The organism is Hephaestia mangrovi (assembly GCF_019880555.1).
Classification (GTDB): Bacteria; Pseudomonadota; Alphaproteobacteria; order Sphingomonadales; family Sphingomonadaceae; genus Sphingomonas; species Sphingomonas mangrovi.
The window spans coordinates 528,380-542,720 of the sequence record NZ_JAINVU010000001.1; the positions used below are offsets into that span (position 1 = coordinate 528,380).

Here is a 14,341-nt window from a genome sequence, read left to right on the forward strand (position 1 = left end):
GCCCAGCGACAAGCCATTCAATCGGCATCAGACGTCCGGTGCGCCCGGTCGATCGCAAACGCATTCGCAAAGCGGCGGCTGACGGTCGGTTCAAGCCGTTTGTCGATCGAAGAGAGCATCAACAAAACAATCAATATTTTACGTTGAACATAAAATAACTTCTGCTATATCGAGAATCGATAGCGGAGAATCGATCATGAAACATCGCGCCCTCGAACATCTGCTCAGCCTCGGGATCGGGCTCGTAGCGATCGGCATGGCCGCCGGACTGGGCTTTTTCCTCATCGCGGCGCTCAACGGCGATGCCGTACAGACCACGCTGCCGCTGGCGATCGACGGCGCCGCCCGTCATGCCGTGACGATGCGCGATACCGGCGCCGCGGTGGGCGCAGTTGCCGGCGATCACGGCACGATGCAGGTGACGGCGGGCGGAGCGCTTTATCGTTTCGGCCAGTTGCTCGACATCGTGCTGAGCGGCGGCTTGCTAATCGTGATCCTCCATCGGCTGCGGCGCGTGGTCGCAGCGATCGCCGGGGGTCATCCGTTCGAGCACGGCACGGTGGCCGCGCTACGCATGATCGGGTGGGCGCTGATCGCGCTCAACCTGTGGAATTGGGTGCGCATTCTCGTGCTGCCGCTGCTCCTGCTGCCGCACCTGTCGGTCGAGGGGTGGCGACTGGCGCCGGCGATCGCGCGCGGCGCGCCGGGCGAGCACCTGATGCGGATCGACGCGCACGTCTCGATCGTGCCGTTGCTCGTCGGCCTGGTGGTACTGGTGCTGGCCGAAGCGTTCCGCGCCGGTCAGGCGCTGCGCGAAGACAATGAGGCGATCGTCTGATGGCGATGATCGTCAACATCGACGTGATGCTGGCCAAGCGGAAGATGTCGGTAACGGCGCTGGCCGAGGAGATCGGCATCTCGCTGACCAATCTGTCGCTGCTCAAGACCGGCAAGGTCAAGGGCGTCCGTTTCGCCACGCTGGAAGCGATCTGCAAGGCGCTCGACTGCCAGCCGGGGGACCTGCTCGAATATCGGCCCGACGCGGTGGACTGACCGCGCGCGCCGCAGCCTCAGGAGAACGATGATGCGTGTTTCGCGCCACGGATTGCTGCTGCCTGCCGCCTCGATGCTGCTCGGTTGCGTTTCAACTGCCGTGCCCGACGAGCCGCGCGTGGTCGTCACTTACGCCGATCTCGATTTGAGCGCGCCCGCCGATCGCCGCGAATTGTCGCGCCGGGTGCGCGCGGCGAGCTTGGACTATTGCCGCGAGCGCGCCGCGCTTCGACGACTGCCGCCGCATGTCGCGAGGGCGCAACCGGCCGAGTGCCTGAATCCCGCGCGAAGAGCGATCATCGACGCCGCGCCCGCCGCCGTGCGCGCGGCGCTGCGTTAGGCATCTGAATTCGACGTTCGCTCAAAGACCGCCGTCATGCTGAAACGAGTTCGCAGGTGGCGATCCGGTTCCTCGTTAGCTCAGCCGGTCGATCGCGGCATTGTCGAGGCTGCCGGGCACGATCATCAGCGGTACGGTGAGCCCGCTGGTGTCGCTGCCGACGAAATGGCTGATCAGCGGCCCCGGCGCGCCGCTCGCGGCGCTGGCCAGCACCAGCGCGGCGATATCCGGATTTTCGGCGATCACTTCGCGGATCACCTTGCTCGCTTCGCCCTGCCGCACGGTGATCGAGGGCCGCAGGCCCGATTCGGCGACGATCGTGCCCGCCGCCGCCTTGACCAGGCCTTCCGCTTTCTGCTGCGCTTCCGCCTCGATCGTCGCCTGCACGCCGCCCCATTGGACGAACTCGGCGGGCGGGATCAGCGCGAGGATTTCGACGCCGCCGCCGGTCTTGACCGCGCGCCGCGCGGCGAAGCGCAGGGCAACGCTGGCTTCCTCGCTTTCGTCGATCACCACCAGATAGATGCGCATCCCGGCCGCTCCCCCGTGTTTCGTCAGGAAGGTGGCGCGGGAATCGGGCGCTGGCAAGATCGGGCTTTTGGGGCACGGTCTTGACGCGAGCGCGTTGATGGCGAAGGAGGGCCCCCGCTCTCGCACTTCACTCAAGGACTCCGCAATCGATGTCGATCGAGATCAAGATGCCCGCGCTTTCGCCCACGATGGAAGAGGGCACGCTCGCCAAGTGGCTCGTCAAGGAAGGCGACACCGTGAGCGCCGGCGACCTGATGGCCGAGATCGAAACTGACAAGGCGACAATGGAATTCGAAGCGGTCGACGAAGGCACGATCGCCAAAATCCTGGTGGCGGAAGGCGCCGAGGGCGTGAAGGTCGGCGACGTGATCGCGATCCTTGCCGAGGAAGGCGAGGACGCGTCCGCGATCGAGGCGCCGACGGGCGGGGCCAAGAGCGAGGCGCCCAAGGCCGAGGAAAAGGCCGACGTCCAGGAAACCAGGGCTGCCGAGCAGAAGGCGGCGCCTGCCGCGCCGGCGCCGGCTGCGTCCGCCGCGTCGGGTGATCGCGTGAAGGCGAGCCCGCTTGCCCGCCGCATCGCCGCCGACAAGGGAATCGACCTCGCGTCGCTCGACGGCTCGGGGCCGGGCGGGCGGATCGTCAAGGCCGATGTAGAGGGCGCCAGGCCGGGTGCCGCACCGGCTGCGAAGGCCGAGGCGGCGGCGCCCAGCGCTGCGTCGGCTCCGGCGGCTGCGCCCGCCGAAGCCAAGGCGGTGTGGTTCGACGAGTCGATCCCGCACGAGGTCGAGAAGCTTTCCAACATCCGCAAGACGATCGCGCGCCGCCTGACCGAATCGAAGCAGCAGGTGCCGCACATCTATCTAACGGTCGACGTGCGGCTCGACGCGCTGCTCAAGCTGCGTTCGGAACTTAACAAGAGCCTCGAGAGCCGCGGCGTGAAGCTGTCGGTCAACGATCTTCTCATCAAGGCGCTGGGCGTCGCGCTCGAGGCGAGCCCGAAGTGCAACGTCACGTTCCTCGGCAACGAGCTGGTCAGCTACAAGCGTGCCGACGTGTCGGTGGCGGTGTCGACGCCGACCGGCCTTATCACGCCGATCATCAAGGACGCGGCGAACGCCAGCGTCTCTTCGATTTCGACGCAGATGAAGGATCTCGCCGGCCGCGCGAAGGAAGGCAAGCTGCAGCCGCACGAATATCAGGGCGGCACCGCCAGCCTCAGCAACATGGGCATGTTCGGGATCAAGCAGTTCGAGGCGGTGATCAACCCGCCGCAGGGCATGATCCTCGCGGTCGGCGCGGGCGAGAAGCGGCCCTATATAGTCGACGACGCGCTCGGCGTCGCAACGGTGATGACCGCGACCGGCAGCTTCGACCACCGCGCGATCGACGGCGCCGATGGCGCGGCGATGCTCAAGATCTTCAAGGAACTGGTCGAGGCGCCGCTGGGGATGATCGCCTGACGTGTCCGACGACGACGCCTGTCCGCCGTCCGGCGAACCCGCCATTCGCGTGTCAACCATGCCCGCCGATACCAACGCTTATGGCGACATCTTCGGCGGCTGGCTGATGAGCCAGATGGATATGGCCGCCGGCCTCGTCGCCGCGCGCCATTCGCAGGGCCGCGCGGTGACGATCGCGGTCGAGGGGATGAAGTTCCACGCGCCCGTCCATGTCGGCGACGAGGTGTCGGTCTATGCGCGGCTCGTCTCGGTCGGCAACACGTCGATGACGATTGAGGTCGAAGCCTGGCGCCGTGCCCGCCACACCGAAAACCAGCGCCGCGTGACGCAGGCCAAGTTCGTGTTCGTCGGCATCGATGAGGAACGCCATCCCCGGCGGGTGCCGGCGATGGGCGAGGCGTGACGGAAGGCACTCCTTTTCCCTCTCCCCTTGCGGGAGAGGGAGGGGCCCGCTCGCGAAGCGAGTGGGAGGGTGAGGGGGTGTATCCGACGCGCGAGACACTGCTCGCGCGCGCTAAATGGATGCGCGCCAACCAGACCGAAGCAGAGCGCCGCTTGTGGTCGATGTTGCGCGATCGCCGCCTCGCCGCGTTCAAGTTCAAGCGCCAGCAGATCATCGAGCCCTACATCGTCGACTTCATTTGCCTGGGCCGGCGCCTTATTATCGAGGCTGACGGATCGCAGCATGCGGATAACAAGGACGATGCCCGCCGCGATCGCTTTCTCCGCGGGCAAAGCTTCCAGGTGCTGCGGTTCTGGAACAACCAGGTTTTGACCGAGGCGAGCGCTGTCGCGGATGCGATTCATGCGGCGCTCTTGCCCCCTCACCCTCCCAAGCCTGCGGCTTGGGCCCCTCCCTCTCCCGCGAGGGGAGAGGGGTTAGAAAGTGGACACTTACATGGCTGAAACGTTCGATCTCATCGTGCTCGGTTCGGGCCCCGGCGGGTATGTCGCGGCGATCCGGGCGAGCCAGTTGGGCATGAAAGTCGCGATCGTCGAGCGCGAGCGGCTGGGGGGCATCTGCCTCAATTGGGGGTGCATCCCGACCAAGGCGCTGCTGCGCACGTCGGAAATTTATCATTACATGCAGCACGCGGCCGATTACGGGTTGTCGGCGGAGAAGGTCGGGTTCGATCTGACGAAGGTGGTCGAGCGGTCGCGCAAGGTGGCGGGACAGCTCAATTCGGGCGTCAAGGGCCTGATGAAGAAGAACAAGGTGACTGTTGTCGAAGGCACCGGCGCGCTGACGGGGAAGGGCAAGCTGACCGTCACCACCGGCGATCAGAAGCGCGAGCTCGAGGCCAAGCATATCATCGTCGCGACGGGCGCGCGGGCGCGCGACCTGCCGTTCGCCAAGGCTGACGGCAAGCGCATCTGGACCTATCGCCACGCGATGACCCCGGCCGAGATGCCGACCAAGCTGCTGGTCATCGGATCGGGCGCGATCGGGGTGGAGTTCGCCAGTTTCTACAACGACATGGGCGCCGACGTCACGATCGTCGAGATGCTGCCGCGCATCCTGCCGGTCGAGGACGAGGAAGTCAGCGCATTCATGGATAAGGCGCTGACCAAGCAGGGGATCAAGATCGTCACCGGCGCGGGCGTAGAAAAGATCGAGAGCGGGGCGAAATCGGTCAAGGCAGTGATCAAGGGCAAGGACGGCAAGTCGTCCACCGAGGAGTTCAGCCACGTCGTCGTCGCGATCGGCATCGTGCCGAACACCGAGGAGATCGGGCTGGAGAAACTGGGCGTCGAGACCGATCGCGGGCACATCAAGGTCGACGGCTATGCGCGCACCAATGTCGAGGGGCTCTACGCGATCGGCGATGTCACCGGCGCGCCGTGGCTGGCGCACAAGGCGAGCCACGAAGGCATCGTTTGCGTCGAGGCGATCGCGGGCCAGAAGCCCCATCCGTTCGGCACCTGGAACATCCCGGGCTGCACCTATTCGCGGCCGCAGGTGGCGAGCGTCGGGCTGACCGAGGCCAAGGCCAAGGAGGCCGGCAAGCAAGTCAAGGTCGGCAAATTCCCCTTCATCGGCAACGGCAAGGCGATCGCGCTCGGCGAGGCGGAAGGCTTCATCAAGACGGTGTTCGACGCCAAGACCGGCGAGTTGCTCGGCGCGCACATGGTCGGCGCCGAGGTGACCGAGCTGATCCAGGGCTATGTCGTCGCGCGCCAGCTCGAGACGACCGAGGCCGAGCTGATGGAGACGGTGTTCGCGCACCCGACCTTGAGCGAGATGATGCACGAGAGCGTCCTCTCGGCCTATGGACGCGCGATCCACTTCTGACGAGGAACTCGCGGCGCGGATCGCCGACGTCGCGCTGGTCCGTTCGCTGCTGGTGGCGGCGGCCAAGCGCGGCGAATCGGTGAGCTATTCGCAGGCGCTGAACGAGCTCGGCACGCGCTTCACGCGGCCGAAGATGCGCGCCTTGTGCAAGACGCTCGGGCGGATCGACGAGCTGGCCGAGGCGGCGGGCGAGCCGGAGCTGGCGGTGCTCGTCGTGCGCGAGGGCGACGGGCTGCCGGGGCAGGGCTGGTGGGTCGGCCGCTCGGCGCTTGGCTATGACGGGAGCTGGAGCGGGCGGGACGCGGAGAAGCTGGTGCGCACGTTGCAGCGCAAGGCGTTTCGCTATTGGAAGAAGCGCGCCTCCTGAGGTCATGCCGGACTTGTGCCGGCATCCACCGGGCGACAGGAGCGGACAGCGTTGGATGAGCGGCACGGTGGACCCCGGAACAAGTCCGGGGTGACGGTCAGGGGATTTGCGCGAATTCCGCGAGTAATCGTCCGTAATCCTCCGACGCAGGAAATTGCGCGAAGCTGTGTCGGGCGCCGGTTTCGGCCCAGGGTAATTTCTCGCTGGTGTAGCTCTCAACGAACGGGGCGAACCACGAAGGGTCATCGAGCGCCCCGCCGCGGACGTTGACGAACCCCATGTCGGGCTCGATCCGCGTGAACACCCAGCTCTTGCAATGATCGCAATGATGGTGGCGCACGCGGGCGTCGTGCATGCCGCCGATCACCGGCTCGCCGGCGATGACCTCGAAACCGTCGCTCGGCGTCATAACGGTTGTCGAGAAGGCGCTGCCGGACATCTTCTGGCATCCGGTGCAATGGCACGCCATCGTGATCATCGGCGGCTTGGTGATCGCGAAACGCAAGCGCCCGCAGCGGCAACCGCCGTTCATCGGCTGGGACCAGTCAGGCATCGGCAACGCTCCTCTTTGTGATGGACGCAGCCCTCATGCCGCGTCAGGATCGCCGGCTCAACAGGGAGGATGCCGATGCCCTTCGCCATGCTGTGGCCCACCTTCGCGCTGGTGCTCTTGATCTTCGTCGTATGGAGCGTGCTGTTCTACCAGCGTTTCGCCCATATGCGGCGCAATCCCCCCAAGGACGCCGATCTCGCGACCAGCGAAGCGGCGTTGCGCTATTTCCAGCCGGTAGAGATGTCGGCGAACAACCTGCGCAACCTGTTCGAAATGCCGGTCCTCTATTTCGCGCTGGTCCCGTTGCTGCTGATGACCCATTACGGCAACCATCTGCAGGCGATCCTCGCCTGGGTGTTCGTCGCGCTGCGGGTTGTCCACAGCTTTATCCACATCGGGCCGAAGAAGGTGCCCGCGCGCTTCATGGTCTATTTCGCGTCATGCGTGGTGCTCGCGGCGATGTGGGTCGGCTTCTTCGTCGACATGATCCACGCTGCGAGCCTCTATCACCAGGCAATGAACGCGATGCGCTAGGCAGAGACCTAAGCGGTCTGGCCCTGGGCGTCGATCAGGCGCAGCGGGTCTTCGGGCCGCGCCTCGATCGTCAGCGTATCGTCGCTCTCGCGGCTGGTCCGGCGGAGCTGGCCGTCGACCTTGGCGCCGGGCTCGATCGTGATCGCTTCATAGGAAATGTCGCCGACGATCCGCGCGGTCCGCTCGACGGTCAACTCGCGCGCTGAAACCGCGCCCTCGATCGATCCGGCGATCCGCGCGCTATCCGCCGTCACCGATCCGGCGATCCGGCCCTCGGCACCGAGCACCAGCGCGCCGCAGGTCACGTCGCCATCGATGCGGCCATCGAGGTGAAGGTCCGCGGCGGCGAGATTGCCGGTCACGGTCACGTCGCCGCCCAATATCGAGAAACTGCCGCGTCGTGCCGAGCCCTTGCCGTTCGCACTGCCTGCCTTGTCCTTGCCGAACATCGTTGCGCCCCCCAAATGCTTTCCGCTCGATTCGCCGCCTAGCAGCTTTGCACGGTTGATGGTGCTGTTTCCGGCAAGCCGTGCGCCATTCGCGGTGCCGCAGGCGCATCTGGGCGGCGCATGTTGACCGCTTCTTTCGCCGCAGCTATAGGCGCGCCTGCTTGCGGAAGGGCTGGTGGGCTCAAGACTCGCCCCGTTTCGATATAAGAGCATTGAACATTGCTGTGAAAGCATGAGGCCAAGGGGGCCGGCTACGGTCGCCTGGGTCTTTTTGCATTTGCGGCAGAGTAACCGCCGGAATTTGCCGGTAACACAAAGGTGAAGGGCTTCATGCCGACGATCAACCAGCTGGTCCGCAAGGGCCGTGACCCGCAGAAGGCCAAGTCGAAGGTCCCTGCGATGGAGCAGAACCCGCAGAAGCGCGGCGTCTGCACCCGTGTCTATACGACGACTCCGAAGAAGCCGAACTCGGCGCTGCGCAAGGTGGCCAAGGTCCGCCTGACCAACCAGCGCGAAGTGATCAGCTACATCCCCGGCGTCGGCCACAACCTGCAGGAGCACTCGGTGGTGCTGATCCGTGGCGGTCGTGTGCGCGACCTTCCCGGCGTGCGCTATCACGTGCTGCGCGGCGTGCTCGACACCCAGGGTGTCAAGGATCGCCGTCAGTCGCGCTCGAAGTACGGCGCCAAGCGTCCGAAGTGATCGCGTCCGGACGCGGCCGTTCCGCTATGGAGCGCGGCCAGCCTCATGCGGTCTCTCGCAGGTTTTGAAAGGCTTTTGAAATGTCACGTCGTCGTCGTCCCGAAAAGCGGGAAATCCTGCCCGATCCGAAGTTCGGGGATATCGTTCTGTCGAAGTTCATGAACAGCGTCATGCTGGACGGCAAGAAGGCCGTCGCCGAAGGCATCGTCTATGGCGCGCTCGACACTGTCGAAGCCCGCGCCAAGAAGGATCCGCTGGGCGTGTTCCACGAAGCGCTGAACAACATCAAGCCGGGCATCGAGGTCCGCAGCCGCCGCGTCGGCGGTGCGACCTATCAGGTGCCGGTCGAGGTTCGCCCCGAGCGTGCCCAGGCGCTGGCGATCCGCTGGCTGATCGCCGCGGCGCGTGCCCGCAGCGAGCACACCATGGCGGCGCGCCTGTCGGGCGAGTTGATGGATGCCTCGAACAATCGCGGCAATGCGGTCAAGAAGCGTGAAGACACGCATCGTATGGCCGAGGCGAACCGCGCCTTCTCGCATTACCGTTGGTAATGACTATATGGGGTCGGACGCGGCTGTAACGGCCGCGTCCCCCAGATTTTGAAGATCGTGTGTCCCGGGCCGCTGGTCGAGCAGTCCGGGCTTTCGCACGAAACAAACGAACCGCCGGACGTGCCGGCCCACGGAGTTGACAATGGCTCGCAAAGAACCGCTCGAAACCTATCGTAACATCGGCATCATGGCGCACATCGATGCCGGTAAGACGACGACTACCGAGCGCATCCTGTTCTACACCGGCAAGTCCTACAAGATCGGCGAGGTCCATGAGGGCACCGCGACGATGGACTGGATGGAGCAGGAGCAGGAGCGCGGCATCACCATCACGTCGGCCGCGACGACCTGTTTCTGGAACGGCCATCGCATCAATATCATCGACACCCCGGGCCACGTCGACTTCACCATCGAGGTCGAGCGCTCGCTGCGTGTGCTCGACGGCGCGGTTGCCTGCTTCGACGGCGTTGCCGGCGTGGAGCCGCAGTCGGAAACGGTGTGGCGTCAGGCGGACAAGTACAAGGTGCCGCGGATGTGCTTCATCAACAAGCTCGACCGCACCGGTGCCAACTTCGAATATTGCGTGCAGTCGATCATCGATCGCCTCGGCGCGAAGCCGGCCGTCCTCTACATCCCGATCGGCGCCGAGAGCGATCTCAAGGGCCTGGTCGACCTGGTCGAGAACCGCGGCATCATCTGGGAATCGGAAGGCCTGGGCGCCAAGTTCAATTATGTCGACATCCCCGACGACCTGAAGGACAAGGCCGCCGAATACCGCCAAAACCTTATCGAGCTTGCCGTCGAGCAGGACGATGACGCGATGGAGGCCTATCTGGAGGGCAACGAGCCCGACGCCGCGACGCTTAAGAAGCTGATCCGCAAGGGCACGCTGAACCATTCGTTCGTCCCCGTCCTGTGCGGCTCGGCGTTCAAGAACAAGGGCGTGCAGCCGCTGCTCGACGCGGTGGTCGATTACCTGCCGAGCCCGCTCGACGTGCCGGCGATCAAGGGTATCAACCCCGACACCGAGGAAGAAGACAGCCGTCCGTCGTCGGACGACGCACCGTTCTCGGCGCTGGCGTTCAAGATCATGAACGACCCGTTCGTCGGCACGCTGACCTTCACCCGCATCTATTCGGGCAAGCTGACCAAGGGCAGCTACCTGAACTCGGTGAAGGACAAGAAGGAAAAGATCGGCCGTATGCTCCTGATGCACGCGAACTCGCGTGAGGACATCGAGGAGGCTTACGCCGGCGACATTGTCGCGATCGCGGGCCTCAAGGAGACCACGACCGGCGATACCTTGTGCGATCCGGCCAAGCCGATCATCCTCGAGCGGATGGAATTCCCCGAGCCGGTGATCGAGCTGTCGGTGGAGCCGAAGACCAAGGCCGACCAGGAGAAGATGGGCGTCGCGCTCAATCGTCTCGCGGCCGAGGATCCGTCGTTCCGCGTGTCGACCGACCATGAATCGGGCCAGACGATCATCAAGGGGATGGGCGAGCTCCACCTCGAGATTCTCGTCGATCGCATGAAGCGCGAATTCAAGGTCGACGCCAATGTCGGCGCGCCGCAGGTCGCCTATCGCGAATATCTCGCGAAGCCGGTCGAGGTGGACTACACCCACAAGAAGCAGTCGGGCGGCTCGGGCCAGTTCGGCCGCGTCAAGGTGTCGGTGCAGCCGGGCGAGCGCGGTTCGGGCTTCCAGTTCTTCGACGAGATCAAGGGCGGCAATATTCCGCGCGAATATATTCCGTCGGTCGAAAAGGGCTTCAAGGAGACCGCCGAGACCGGTCATCTGATCGGCTTCCCGATCATCGACTTCGAGGTGCACCTGGTTGACGGTGCCTACCACGACGTCGACTCGTCGGCGCTGGCGTTCGAAATCTGCGCCCGCGGCGCGATGCGCGAAGTGGCGTCGAAGGCCGGCATCAAGCTGCTCGAGCCGGTGATGAAGGTCGAGGTGGTGACGCCGGAGGAATATCTCGGCGATGTCATCGGCGACATGAACTCGCGGCGTGGCCAGATCCAGGGCACCGATTCGCGCGGCAACGCGCAGGTGGTCGAGGCGATGGTGCCGCTGGCGAACATGTTCGGCTACGTGAACCAGTTGCGCTCGTTCACCCAAGGACGCGCGCAGTACAGCATGCACTTCTCGCATTACGACGAAGTGCCGCAGAATGTGGCCGACGAAGTGAAGGCAAAGCTGGCCTGAGCCCGAGGCGCACGGCGCTAAGCGCTTGCTTGGCGCCGAGATGCCGACAGGCCGGCTGGCCTCGGGTGCGTAGCCCCGAGAGTCGACGACGCGGAATTTACTTCCGCGTCGGCCTCCACCACCAAGTCCGGGGTGACGACGGGGTTGGGGCTGGCATTACGATGAATCACCCGCTATGGGGCCGCGTTCGCGCGGCTCCGCTCGCGGCGAAAGTTTGAATAAGAAGGTAGGGAAACATGGCTAAGGCAAAGTTCGAGCGGACCAAACCGCACCTCAACATCGGCACCATCGGTCACGTCGACCATGGTAAGACGTCGCTGACCGCTGCGATCACCAAGGTTCTCGCCGAGACCGGCGGCGGCACCGCGGTCGATTTCGCCAACATCGACAAGGCGCCCGAAGAGCGCGAGCGCGGCATCACCATCTCGACCGCCCACGTCGAGTATGAGACCGACAAGCGCCACTATGCGCACGTCGATTGCCCGGGCCACGCCGACTATGTGAAGAACATGATCACCGGCGCCGCGCAGATGGACGGCGCGATCCTGGTCGTGTCGGCCGCCGACGGCCCGATGCCGCAGACCCGCGAGCACATCCTGCTCGCCCGTCAGGTCGGCGTGCCGGCGATGGTCGTGTTCCTCAACAAGGTCGACCAGGTCGACGACGAGGAGCTGCTCGAGCTGGTCGAGCTGGAAGTCCGCGAGCTGCTCAGCTCGTACGAATTCCCGGGCGACGATATTCCGATCATCAAGGGTTCGGCGCTCGCCGTTCTCGAGGATTCGAACGACGAGATCGGCAAGAAGGCCGTGCTCGAGCTGATGGCGCAGGTCGACGCCTACATTCCCGAGCCGGAGCGTCCGCTCGACAAGCCGTTCATGATGCCGATCGAAGACGTGTTCTCGATCTCGGGTCGCGGCACCGTCGTCACCGGCCGTGTCGAGACCGGCATCATCAAGGTCGGCGAGGAAGTCGAGATCGTCGGCATCCACGACACCCGCAAGACCACGGTCACCGGCGTCGAGATGTTCCGCAAGCTGCTCGATCAGGGCCAGGCCGGCGACAACGTCGGCGCGCTGATCCGCGGCGTCGCCCGTGACGAGGTCGAGCGTGGCCAGGTTCTCGCCAAGCCGGGTTCGATCACCCCGCACACCGAGTTCAAGTCGGAAGTGTACGTCCTGTCGAAGGACGAAGGCGGCCGTCACACGCCGTTCTTCGCCAACTATCGTCCGCAGTTCTACTTCCGGACGACCGACGTGACCGGCACCGTCGAGCTGCCCGAGGGCACCGAGATGGTCATGCCGGGCGACAACGTCGCGCTCGGCGTCAAGCTGATCGCGCCGATCGCCATGGACGTCGGCCAGCGCTTCACGATCCGCGAAGGCGGCCGCACCGTCGGCGCCGGCGTGGTGAGCGGCATCGACAAGTAATCTCCCGCCCGAAAGGGTTTGGAGAACGAAAGGCCCGGCTTCCCCACGGGGAGGCCGGGCTTTTTGCGTCTTTCCGTCATTGCGAACGGAGCGAAGCAATCTGGGGGGGGCGCGCGCGTTGCGGTGGATTGCTTGGTCGCTGCGCTTCTCGCAATGACGGGCTCTCCATGGAGGTGTGCTTATGGCTTCGACAGATCATCCAACAATCCTCATCGTCGGCGCGTCGCGCGGGCTTGGCCACGCGATGGCGGAGGAATTCGCTAACCGGGGCTGGAACGTCATCGGCACTGCGCGCGCGGGCGGCCGAACCGAGCTGCACGAATTGGCGGAGCAGAATCCGAACGTCCGCGTCGAGACGGTCGACATCAACGCGGACGACCAGATCGCGGCGCTTCGTGAGCGGCTCGCGGGGAAACGGCTCGACATGCTGTTCGTCAACGCCGGCACGACGACGACCGATCCGCTGGCGCAGGTGGGTGCCGTCAGCGCCGAGGAGTTCACTCGCGTGATGCTGACCAACGCGCTCGGTCCGCTGCGCGTGATCGAGGCTTTGCAGGCCAATGTGCCGGCGGACGGACTGATCGGTGCGATGTCGTCGGGGCAGGGGAGCATCGCCGACAATGTGAAGGGCAGCCGCGAGGTCTATCGCGCCAGCAAGGCGGCGCTCAACATGCTGATGAAGAGCTTCGCCGCGCGCGAGGCGGACGCGCCCCGCGCGATGGCGCTGCTCGCACCCGGCTGGATCAGGACCGACCTCGGCGGCCCCGACGCGCCGTTCACCATGAAGGAAGCCGTCCCCAAGCTGGTCGACGTTCTGATCGAGAAGCGGGGACGGCCGGGGCTCGAGTACCTCGATCGCTTTGGCAAGACGGTGCCTTGGTGAGGCTCTCCCCCAACGTCACCTCAGGTCAAGCCCGGGGGGACGGTATTAGGAGACGACGCTAGCTTCTCCGACGAACCGGCCTTCCCACAAATAGAATTTGCCAACTTTTTTGAGGGCGTCGGCTGCCTCCTGGCCGGAAAGAAACACGAAGCCCAAACGTCTGTTTTCGCCGGGACGAAGATGTCGGTCGCGTAGAAGCGGGAGTGCGTCCCAGCCATACAGGGGTTCAATATCCGAGATCATCACTGGGCATCCCCATCCGGGAAGCGCAGGGCCTTCACGTCCTCCATTGACGGTTTCATACATGCGAACATCGGCGACGAGCTGCGGCTCGGCGTTGCGTTGAATGTCCTCTCTGCTCATCGTTCCAATGTGAATCGGGATTCTTGCGTCGGCAATGTGCAACGACGAGTCAAAAATTCGCCGCTCCAGGGCTTGATCTCCCCCGCGTCTCCGCGTAAAGGCGCGCCTTCGGTTTTTGGTTGAACAAGCAAGAGGCGGCCTTTCAGCCGTCGCCCTGGCCTGCGGGCCGGCGTGGCGATTGGGAGAGCTTCCCCGCTCTTTCGCATCGGTAGGGTTATGGAAACGCAGAATATCCGCATTCGCTTGAAGGCGTTCGATCATCGCGTGCTCGATCAGGCGACCGGCGACATCGCCGACACCGCACGCCGCACCGGTGCTCTGATTCGTGGTCCCATTCCCATGCCGACGCGCATCGAGAAGTTCACGGTCAACCGTGGCCCGCACATCGACAAGAAGTCGCGCGAGCAGTTCGAGGTGCGCACCTACAAGCGCATGCTCGACATCGTGCAGCCGACCCCGCAGACGGTCGACGCGCTGATGAAGCTCGATCTCGCCGCGGGTGTTGATGTCGAGATCAAACTGGCCTAAGGGCCGCACACGAGATTCGCGGTCGACGCTTGCGTCCCGCGCCAAGTCGGTCGCTTCGGTGATCGCAGGTTGGGCTTCCGCCACGCGGGCGC

19 protein-coding genes are annotated in these 14,341 nt (G+C 64.8%); 15 read left to right on the forward strand and 4 right to left on the reverse strand.

All coding sequences use genetic code 11. The features are described from left to right. The first annotated feature begins 196 nt into the window (after positions 1 to 196). Genes K7G81_RS02440 through K7G81_RS02450 form a run of 3 tightly spaced genes read left to right on the forward strand, consistent with a single transcriptional unit; the run spans position 197 to position 1,393 of the window. On the forward strand, positions 197 to 838 hold the full coding sequence (locus K7G81_RS02440; protein ID WP_223029138.1) for a DUF2975 domain-containing protein: 642 nt from the start codon (positions 197 to 199) through the stop codon (positions 836 to 838). After that, the gene (locus K7G81_RS02445) at positions 838 to 1,053 is read left to right on the forward strand and encodes a helix-turn-helix domain-containing protein (protein ID WP_223029139.1); all 216 of its coding nucleotides are present in this window, start codon (positions 838 to 840) and stop codon (positions 1,051 to 1,053) included. The genes K7G81_RS02440 and K7G81_RS02445 overlap by 1 nt, the downstream gene beginning before the upstream one ends. A 28-nt stretch (positions 1,054 to 1,081) precedes the next feature. After that, positions 1,082 to 1,393, forward strand: a complete 312-nt coding sequence (locus K7G81_RS02450; RefSeq protein ID WP_223029140.1) for a UrcA family protein — start codon at positions 1,082 to 1,084, stop codon at positions 1,391 to 1,393. 75 nt (positions 1,394 to 1,468) lie between these two features. On the opposite strand, the gene K7G81_RS02455 is transcribed toward K7G81_RS02450, so the two are convergent. Next, positions 1,469 to 1,924, reverse strand: coding sequence for a universal stress protein (locus K7G81_RS02455; protein WP_223029141.1), 456 nt, complete (start codon positions 1,922 to 1,924; stop codon positions 1,469 to 1,471). 149 nt (positions 1,925 to 2,073) lie between these two features. On the opposite strand from K7G81_RS02455, the gene K7G81_RS02460 reads away from it, so the two are divergent. The 5 genes from K7G81_RS02460 to K7G81_RS02480 all read left to right on the forward strand — a co-directional run bounded on the left by K7G81_RS02460 (position 2,074) and on the right by K7G81_RS02480 (position 6,044). Then, the gene (locus K7G81_RS02460; RefSeq protein ID WP_223029142.1) at positions 2,074 to 3,384 is read left to right on the forward strand and encodes a pyruvate dehydrogenase complex dihydrolipoamide acetyltransferase; all 1,311 of its coding nucleotides are present in this window, start codon (positions 2,074 to 2,076) and stop codon (positions 3,382 to 3,384) included. A gap of 58 nt (positions 3,385 to 3,442) precedes the next feature. After that, on the forward strand, positions 3,443 to 3,787 hold the full coding sequence (locus K7G81_RS02465; RefSeq protein ID WP_223029143.1) for an acyl-CoA thioesterase: 345 nt from the start codon (positions 3,443 to 3,445) through the stop codon (positions 3,785 to 3,787). Between the two features lie 77 nt (positions 3,788 to 3,864). Beyond that, positions 3,865 to 4,290 carry an endonuclease domain-containing protein gene (locus K7G81_RS02470; protein WP_369412012.1) on the forward strand — a complete coding sequence of 142 codons (426 nt, stop codon included), beginning with the start codon at positions 3,865 to 3,867 and terminating at the stop codon, positions 4,288 to 4,290. Further along, positions 4,283 to 5,677 (forward strand): dihydrolipoyl dehydrogenase, encoded by a 1,395-nt coding sequence (lpdA, locus tag K7G81_RS02475; RefSeq protein WP_223029144.1) that lies wholly within the window; start codon positions 4,283 to 4,285, stop codon positions 5,675 to 5,677. Before K7G81_RS02470 ends, lpdA begins: the two co-directional genes overlap by 8 nt. After that, a complete protein-coding gene (locus K7G81_RS02480) occupies positions 5,655 to 6,044 on the forward strand; it encodes a ribose-phosphate pyrophosphokinase (protein ID WP_223029145.1) in 390 nt (129 codons plus the stop codon). Before lpdA ends, K7G81_RS02480 begins: the two co-directional genes overlap by 23 nt. A gap of 97 nt (positions 6,045 to 6,141) precedes the next feature. Here K7G81_RS02480 and K7G81_RS02485 read toward each other — a convergent pair whose 3' ends face one another. Next, complete coding sequence (locus tag K7G81_RS02485) at positions 6,142 to 6,597, reverse strand: GFA family protein (protein WP_223029146.1); 456 nt, start codon at positions 6,595 to 6,597, stop codon at positions 6,142 to 6,144. A gap of 75 nt (positions 6,598 to 6,672) precedes the next feature. Between K7G81_RS02485 and K7G81_RS02490 the strand changes: the two genes are divergently transcribed. Further along, positions 6,673 to 7,131: an MAPEG family protein gene (locus K7G81_RS02490; RefSeq protein WP_223029147.1), complete on the forward strand. Its 459-nt coding sequence runs from the start codon at positions 6,673 to 6,675 to the stop codon at positions 7,129 to 7,131. A gap of 8 nt (positions 7,132 to 7,139) precedes the next feature. Here the strand turns inward: K7G81_RS02490 and K7G81_RS02495 are convergent, their stop codons facing one another. Next, entirely contained in the window at positions 7,140 to 7,580 is a 441-nt protein-coding gene (locus K7G81_RS02495; protein WP_223029148.1) for a bactofilin family protein, read from the reverse strand. A gap of 330 nt (positions 7,581 to 7,910) precedes the next feature. Between K7G81_RS02495 and rpsL the strand changes: the two genes are divergently transcribed. The 5 genes from rpsL to K7G81_RS02520 all read left to right on the forward strand — a co-directional run bounded on the left by rpsL (position 7,911) and on the right by K7G81_RS02520 (position 13,358). Next, positions 7,911 to 8,282 (forward strand): 30S ribosomal protein S12, encoded by a 372-nt coding sequence (gene rpsL, locus K7G81_RS02500; protein WP_223029149.1) that lies wholly within the window; start codon positions 7,911 to 7,913, stop codon positions 8,280 to 8,282. Between the two features lie 80 nt (positions 8,283 to 8,362). After that, on the forward strand, positions 8,363 to 8,833 hold the full coding sequence (gene rpsG, locus K7G81_RS02505) for a 30S ribosomal protein S7 (protein ID WP_223029150.1): 471 nt from the start codon (positions 8,363 to 8,365) through the stop codon (positions 8,831 to 8,833). A 142-nt stretch (positions 8,834 to 8,975) separates the two neighbouring features. After that, complete coding sequence (gene fusA / locus K7G81_RS02510; protein WP_223029151.1) at positions 8,976 to 11,048, forward strand: elongation factor G; 2,073 nt, start codon at positions 8,976 to 8,978, stop codon at positions 11,046 to 11,048. Between the two features lie 236 nt (positions 11,049 to 11,284). Further along, positions 11,285 to 12,475, forward strand: a complete 1,191-nt coding sequence (gene tuf / locus K7G81_RS02515; protein WP_223029152.1) for an elongation factor Tu — start codon at positions 11,285 to 11,287, stop codon at positions 12,473 to 12,475. Positions 12,476 to 12,656: 181 nt separating this feature from the next. Continuing rightward, positions 12,657 to 13,358 (forward strand): SDR family NAD(P)-dependent oxidoreductase, encoded by a 702-nt coding sequence (locus K7G81_RS02520; RefSeq protein WP_223029153.1) that lies wholly within the window; start codon positions 12,657 to 12,659, stop codon positions 13,356 to 13,358. Between the two features lie 45 nt (positions 13,359 to 13,403). On the opposite strand, the gene K7G81_RS17690 is transcribed toward K7G81_RS02520, so the two are convergent. Next, entirely contained in the window at positions 13,404 to 13,982 is a 579-nt protein-coding gene (locus tag K7G81_RS17690) for a hypothetical protein (protein ID WP_255586594.1), read from the reverse strand. Here K7G81_RS17690 and rpsJ point away from each other — a divergent pair. Next, positions 13,938 to 14,249 (forward strand): 30S ribosomal protein S10, encoded by a 312-nt coding sequence (rpsJ, locus tag K7G81_RS02530; RefSeq protein WP_119037652.1) that lies wholly within the window; start codon positions 13,938 to 13,940, stop codon positions 14,247 to 14,249. The two genes, K7G81_RS17690 and rpsJ, sit on opposite strands and share 45 nt — an antisense overlap. The last annotated feature ends 92 nt before the right edge of the window (positions 14,250 to 14,341 follow it).

What these genes read in the sequence shown, in the direction of transcription:
- K7G81_RS17690 (WP_255586594.1), bottom strand. Translation starts at nt 13,982, where the DNA reads ATGATCGAACGCCTTCAAGCGAATGCGGATATTCTGCGTTTCCATAAC.
- K7G81_RS02490 (WP_223029147.1), top strand. Translation starts at nt 6,673, where the DNA reads ATGCCCTTCGCCATGCTGTGGCCCACCTTCGCGCTGGTGCTCTTGATC.
- K7G81_RS02465 (WP_223029143.1), top strand. Translation starts at nt 3,443, where the DNA reads ATGCCCGCCGATACCAACGCTTATGGCGACATCTTCGGCGGCTGGCTG.
- K7G81_RS02495 (WP_223029148.1), bottom strand. Translation starts at nt 7,580, where the DNA reads ATGTTCGGCAAGGACAAGGCAGGCAGTGCGAACGGCAAGGGCTCGGCA.
- rpsL (WP_223029149.1), top strand. Translation starts at nt 7,911, where the DNA reads ATGCCGACGATCAACCAGCTGGTCCGCAAGGGCCGTGACCCGCAGAAG.
- K7G81_RS02445 (WP_223029139.1), top strand. Translation starts at nt 838, where the DNA reads ATGGCGATGATCGTCAACATCGACGTGATGCTGGCCAAGCGGAAGATG.
- K7G81_RS02520 (WP_223029153.1), top strand. Translation starts at nt 12,657, where the DNA reads ATGGCTTCGACAGATCATCCAACAATCCTCATCGTCGGCGCGTCGCGC.
- tuf (WP_223029152.1), top strand. Translation starts at nt 11,285, where the DNA reads ATGGCTAAGGCAAAGTTCGAGCGGACCAAACCGCACCTCAACATCGGC.
- K7G81_RS02450 (WP_223029140.1), top strand. Translation starts at nt 1,082, where the DNA reads ATGATGCGTGTTTCGCGCCACGGATTGCTGCTGCCTGCCGCCTCGATG.
- rpsG (WP_223029150.1), top strand. Translation starts at nt 8,363, where the DNA reads ATGTCACGTCGTCGTCGTCCCGAAAAGCGGGAAATCCTGCCCGATCCG.
- fusA (WP_223029151.1), top strand. Translation starts at nt 8,976, where the DNA reads ATGGCTCGCAAAGAACCGCTCGAAACCTATCGTAACATCGGCATCATG.
- K7G81_RS02455 (WP_223029141.1), bottom strand. Translation starts at nt 1,924, where the DNA reads ATGCGCATCTATCTGGTGGTGATCGACGAAAGCGAGGAAGCCAGCGTT.
- K7G81_RS02440 (WP_223029138.1), top strand. Translation starts at nt 197, where the DNA reads ATGAAACATCGCGCCCTCGAACATCTGCTCAGCCTCGGGATCGGGCTC.
- rpsJ (WP_119037652.1), top strand. Translation starts at nt 13,938, where the DNA reads ATGGAAACGCAGAATATCCGCATTCGCTTGAAGGCGTTCGATCATCGC.
- lpdA (WP_223029144.1), top strand. Translation starts at nt 4,283, where the DNA reads ATGGCTGAAACGTTCGATCTCATCGTGCTCGGTTCGGGCCCCGGCGGG.
- K7G81_RS02485 (WP_223029146.1), bottom strand. Translation starts at nt 6,597, where the DNA reads ATGCCTGACTGGTCCCAGCCGATGAACGGCGGTTGCCGCTGCGGGCGC.
- K7G81_RS02480 (WP_223029145.1), top strand. Translation starts at nt 5,655, where the DNA reads ATGGACGCGCGATCCACTTCTGACGAGGAACTCGCGGCGCGGATCGCC.
- K7G81_RS02460 (WP_223029142.1), top strand. Translation starts at nt 2,074, where the DNA reads ATGTCGATCGAGATCAAGATGCCCGCGCTTTCGCCCACGATGGAAGAG.